Origin of the sequence: Anaerotruncus sp. 1XD42-93 (assembly GCF_009917605.1) — a bacterium.
Taxonomy (GTDB): domain Bacteria; phylum Bacillota; class Clostridia; order Oscillospirales; family Ruminococcaceae; genus Anaerotruncus.
Genome location: NZ_QZEG01000154.1, coordinates 1 through 1942 on the forward strand (window position 1 = coordinate 1; position 1942 = coordinate 1942).

Below are 1942 nucleotides of genomic sequence, written 5' to 3' on the forward strand. Positions count from 1 at the left end.
AGGGCGAAAAAGAGCCCGGAAAGGGAGTCAGGAAATGAAAGGAGCACAGTGGATGGATATCCGAAGCGACAGACAGAAAGGGCTGAGCTATGTGGAGCTGGGCCGGAAGTACCACATGGACCCGCGGACGGCAAAGCGGTACGCGGAATCGCCGCAGAAGCCGGAGTACACATTGAGCGAACCGAAGCCCACGAAGATGGACCCGTACAAACAGATCGTGGACGAATGGCTGGAGGAGGCGCCGTACTCGGCGCTGCGGATCCTGGAGAAGCTGCGGGAGATAGGATTCAACGGAGGCTACAGCATCGTCAAGGCGTATGTGAGCAGCCGGAAGATGGACTTGAATGAGAAAGCAACGGTGCGATTTGAGACGATGCCCGGGAAACAGGGACAGATGGACTGGGGATTCTTCGAGGATCAGCTGGTGTACGAGGACGGGAAGTGGAAGAAGCTGTACTGCTTTCTCATGATTCTGGGATATTCGCGGATGCGGTACATCGAATTTGTAACGGATATGAGCACAAACACACTGATTCGGTGCCATCAAAACGCATTCCGGTACTTTGGCGGATACCCAGAGGAAATCCTGTACGACAACATGAAGCAGGTGGTCATCAAGCGGCTGCTGAAGCAGGAGGACTCCACGCTGAACCGGCAGTTTGAGGACTTCGCGGGATTCTACGGATTCAAACCCATTCTGTGCCGGCCGTACCGAGGTCAGACCAAGGGGAAAGTGGAGCGGACGGTGCAGTTTGTGCGAGATAATTTCATGGTGGGGATCAAGTACAACAGCCTGGCAGATTTGAATGGACAAGCCTTGGCTTGGTGTAATAAGGTCAATGGCAAAGTTCATGCCACCACGAACGAGGTTCCTTTTGAGCGGCTGAAAAAGGAGGGGTTGAGCCCCCTCTCCAGAGAGTACATCATCGACAGAATCAACCTCAGGCGGGTACAAAAAGACTGCCTCATCTCCTATGCCGGAAATCAGTACTCCGTGCCCGCAGAGTACGTCGGCAAAGATGTGGCAGTCGTGGCCCTCGACAGTATGTTAGCAGCCTACTATGAGGGGAAGCAGATCGCTCTGCACCGAATATCGCACCAAAGGAAGGACATGGTTGTCAATCCTCAGCATTATAGAAGGCTTACACTGAAACAGACAATGGATGCAGAAAATGTTCTGCTGGAACAGGGTAAAGTAATAGATTTTCCCTTGAAACCCTCCGATTTGTCCAGATATGACGAGGTGCTGTATGACTGAATTTACCATGGACAGGCTGAGGGAAAACCTGGAAGCCCTTAAAATGAAAAACACCCTGGAGATTCTGGACAACTACCTGGAACGGGCCGTGGCGGACAAGCTCAACATTGTGGAGGTTTTGGATCACATTTTCTCAGAAGAAGCCAAATCCAAGCGGAGACGGGCCTATGAGAAGCAGATCCAGATGTCTGGCTTCCCCATTAAGAAAACCCTGGACGACTTTGATTTTTCCTTCCAACCCTCCATCGACAAGCGCCAAATCGACGAACTGGCCACCATGCGCTTCCTGGAAAATGCGGAGAATGTGGTGTTCCTCGGACCTCCAGGTGTGGGCAAGACCCATCTGGCATCCGCCCTGGGCCTGGTGGCAGCACAGCATCGTTTCTCCACCTACTACATCAACTGCCATCAGCTCATTGAACAGCTCAAGAAGGCCCACTTTGAGAACCGTCTGCCGGATAAGCTCAAGGTTCTGTCCAAGTACAGGATGCTCATCATCGACGAAATCGGCTACCTCCCCATGGACATCCAGGGTGCAAACCTGTTCTTCCAGCTCATTGCCAGACGGTATGAGAAAACGTCCACCGTTTTTACCTCCAACAAGACCTTCTCCCAGTGGAACGAGGTCTTTGCCGACGTCACCATCGCCTCCGCCATCCTGGACCGTGTCCTGCATCACTGCAC

General features: G+C 52.8%; 2 protein-coding genes. Both read left to right on the top strand.

Annotated features, from left to right (window positions below; genetic code table 11):
* The first annotated feature begins 52 nt into the window (after positions 1-52).
* Positions 53-1258 carry an IS21 family transposase gene (gene istA, locus D5269_RS17600; protein WP_243150881.1) on the top strand — a complete coding sequence of 402 codons (1206 nt, stop codon included), beginning with the start codon at positions 53-55 and terminating at the stop codon, positions 1256-1258.
* A partial coding sequence (istB, locus tag D5269_RS17605; RefSeq protein WP_120487439.1) for an IS21-like element helper ATPase IstB occupies positions 1251-1942 on the top strand: 692 nt, incomplete at its 3' end. The genes istA and istB, both read left to right, overlap by 8 nt.

What these genes read in the sequence shown, in the direction of transcription:
- istA (WP_243150881.1), top strand. Translation starts at nt 53, where the DNA reads ATGGATATCCGAAGCGACAGACAGAAAGGGCTGAGCTATGTGGAGCTG.